Below are 3561 nucleotides of genomic sequence, written 5' to 3'. Positions count from 1 at the left end.
ACCGATAGGTATAGAAGCTTGGGGAGTCAAGGCTGCAGGATATACCATAGAAAATGTGGCAAATGTAATGTTGGTAAATTTTACATTACTTTTGGGATCAATGTATCTGGAGGATGTCTTCCCTGAGTATTCTTCAGCAACTTTAATTGTAACAACTTTTTTATTTATACTAATCGGTAGCTTCCGGTATAAAACCACCTATATGATTGCTGAAAAAAAGTATTATGAGGAGGTTCAGGAAATGGCTCTTCGCAGTAGGGCTAGCAGTAATAATAATAGTAGTAATATTGTTAGTCCTAAGGTTATAGGAACCCAAGAAAGCGGTTCTTCTCCTTACTCTTTTAGGAAAATTACTAATGATCAGGTTGCTTTTCGCAGTAAGACTAGCAGTAATGGTAGTAATACTTATCACATTGTTGACCCTGAGGTCAATAACCAAGAAGAAGTTTTTTCTCATCCTACGAAAAAGCTTCTTACTAAAGGATCTTATGATCTCTATCTAAGCAATTCAGAGGATGAACCCATAAGGCTTTTTACCAAGAAGAAGCGCTCTAGTAGCGGGATTAATAGCGAAGAAGACCCTAAGTGGCATCGTTTTATAGATTCTAATGGAAAGGTAACTCTGTGTAATATAAGTCATGAGAAAATGTATCCCTCATCAGGCGTTGGCTATAATTTGGAAGAGCCAAGCCTAGGACTAAAAAACAATACTCTCAATACTCCCCCCTTTTCCCCAATGATAGGTACTGATATACAAAATAAGCCTATCCTTCATCAATTTCAGTCTTCCCTTAGCAACATCTATAACTCTATGGTCAACAACAAATGAATACGCTTTTGCTGGTGAATTACAAAAGCAACTCATGGCAATAAAACCTTAGTCACAGGTACAGGATCACTATTTTGCAACTTTCCATCACCAACTATTCTAGATGACCAACAGTATCCATTGCCAATTTCTGTGATAAGGCAAGGGCTAGACGCATTCATCCCAAGACTTAATTTACCTTGATTGTCATAAGGCGCTGTTCCTTGTACAAATAATGGTGTAGGAATGCGTAGATTATCAGTGCTAGTATATGGATTAATCATTCGAGTTGATGAACCATTTTGCCCCCAGCAGTAAACTGCGTTTTGCTGGCTAAGCGCACAAAAACCTCTGAAACCTGCCGCAACCAAATCCGTCCATATAAGATTATTTAAATTGCCTTTTTTGGAGACAGTGATCGGTTTTGAGTATCTGCTAGCTATTTCATCGTTTCCAAGTGAACCAAAAGAATTATCGCCCCAGCAGTAAATACCGCCTCTTTCTGTCAATATGCAAATCTGATCTGTAAATCGAGAGATTTTAAGTTGTGTGATTTTATCATCGTTGAGGTTCACATTGCTTAAATCAACTAGCCTTGGCTTATAACCCCCATTCTTAAAAGAAGTGTTGCCACTTCCTAGTTGCGCACTATCATTTTGCCCCCAGCAATAAATATTTTTCTGATCAAGCGTAATACCACAACTAGCAGAACTTCCAACCGAAACTTCATAAAACTTAATACCACTAGGCGCGGCTATTTTTGTAGGGGTTTTCACATCCCAGCCTATAGATAAAGCCGTATCTCCAGCTTGCCCATCATCATTTTTACCCCAACAAACTATGTCACTATCGTTTGTTAAAGCACAAAATGTATTATTGGCTGTATTGAACCTTTTAACGTGGATCGGCATAGCTTCTGGAACACTTCTCGTGCCCCCCCAACAATAGACATTGTTAGCACTTTCATCAGTCATGGCGCACAGTGCGTTGCCTGCAATAAAATCAATGATATTTTTACCTTCAAGTAACGTGTCATTAAAATTAAGCTTAACAGGGGTCAAGATATACCCTGAAGGACTACTGAATATTTGTTTTTGATAATTATTTCCAAAGCAATAAAGCTCTCCATTATATGTTAAAGCACAAGTTGCACCTGATGTTGAAGAAAGTATTCTTTTATAAGGACTGATAGTGAAGCTAAGACCAATATTTGTCGTAAGCATCTGCTCATTGTTATAAGTAAAGCTTAATGTGCCATGTGTTGTTTTTTTGGGTGATACTAAAACACGACACTTTTGTTGAGGAATAAGTGGCTCCTCTAGTGAGCAATTTGTTGTAAGGTCTAAATCACTAGAAGAATAGGACGGTAACTGAGTAAACGTTACAGCTGAACCACCATCATTTAAAATACTAAACTCAAAGTTACTGGCTGGCGTTGTGACTTCTTCAAAATTACTAATGAGCTCATTATCACTATTCAAAAAGCTCAAATGTCCGTCTTGGTTAACCACATTAAAATCTGCAGCACTTGTATTAGTGTGGTTTACATCTAAATTTTTAAAGCGATTTACGTTGAATCTTAGCTTTAATCCATCAATAGGCAGCGCCTCTTTGTCAACTTCAACGACCATCTGACAAGTTGAGTTTGCCAATAAGCTTTGCTTTATACAATTTTGGGTAATAAGCGAATCATCAGCTACAAGACGAATATCAGCATTGGTATAAGGATTTCCTTCTTTGTCAAATAACTGAACGCCTTGTCCAATATTCATTCCATCTATTGCATTCAAATTCAATTTATCTAAATTGGTAATATTCACTAGATATTTGTTCACACTACCTTGTGGCGTTTGTGGTAAAGGTATTTGTAAGCTATTAGCTACCTCTAGTTTAGCACCAACAGGTTGCGCGCTAACATCTGTTGTAGCAATGAACGTCACTGCAGTTTCAGATAAAGCACGAGCTTGTTGAAGCCATTGATCTTGCGCTTGCTCTTCAATACGATACTCAAGTAATAGCTCACCTTTTCCTTGTGCATTTTGCTGAACTTCAATTTGTGCTTCACAGTTTCCATTAATAGCAATAACTGAGTCTGGCGTACAAGTCCCTGCACTTTCTAGCATCACACCTGAAGGCAGATTATCAGTAATTAATCGTGTTATATTAATAGGATACTCAGAGTCATTGGTAAAAATAATTGTTTGTATACTTGGCTCATCAACGTATATTTGCTGTCTATCAATTACAGAGTCATACACCGTAACTACAGGTGCAATTTTTTTTGAATTCGCTGCACCAATTTGTACTGGAGGCGTATTTGAGTCTTCAAGCGTTGCTTTATAATTGTTTAAAATAGCGCCTGAAGTAAGCGAAAATTTTAAATAAACCTGCGTCCCAGTGGATGGAGAAGCTAAATAATCTAATGGCACAATTTGTGTGTTTTTATATTGCTGAATATCCGCCTGGGAAAGGTCTATAGATTTATTCTGTGCAATAACCTGGATCTGCATCAATTGATCATAAAGTTCACTTGGCATTTGACTGAAGTCTAAATATGCGTTATTTAAAGCTTGTTTATGATCCAACATAAGCTTTACTGCAACAGCAGGGCGTAACTGGATATCCATGTTGCTTAAAGTAGCAGCTTGCACTCCTACCTGTGCCGAAGTATCTACACTTAGCACTTTCAAATCTCTGGTTCCTAAGGCTTTCCCATCTTGATCAAAAGCATCAGCCTTAATAATCACATCTCC

The 3561-nt window shown here is 37.7% G+C and carries 2 protein-coding genes; one reads left to right on the top strand and one right to left on the bottom strand.

The genetic code is table 11. The annotated features are described in order from the left end of the window. Positions 1–829: hypothetical protein (locus tag DNK84_RS13170; RefSeq protein ID WP_162902474.1), on the top strand; the 829-nt coding region annotated here is incomplete at its 5' end. A 32-nt stretch (positions 830–861) separates the two neighbouring features. Here DNK84_RS13170 and DNK84_RS13165 read toward each other — a convergent pair. Further along, positions 862–3561 (bottom strand): RCC1 domain-containing protein (locus DNK84_RS13165; RefSeq protein ID WP_208123338.1); only part of this gene is annotated, 2700 nt, incomplete at its 5' end.

The sequence above is a fragment of the Facilibium subflavum genome (assembly GCF_003574485.1).
Lineage (GTDB): Bacteria > Pseudomonadota > Gammaproteobacteria > Francisellales > Francisellaceae > Facilibium > Facilibium subflavum.
The sequence above is the reverse complement of the archived record's forward strand: the minus strand, read 5'-3'. Positions and strand labels throughout refer to the sequence as shown.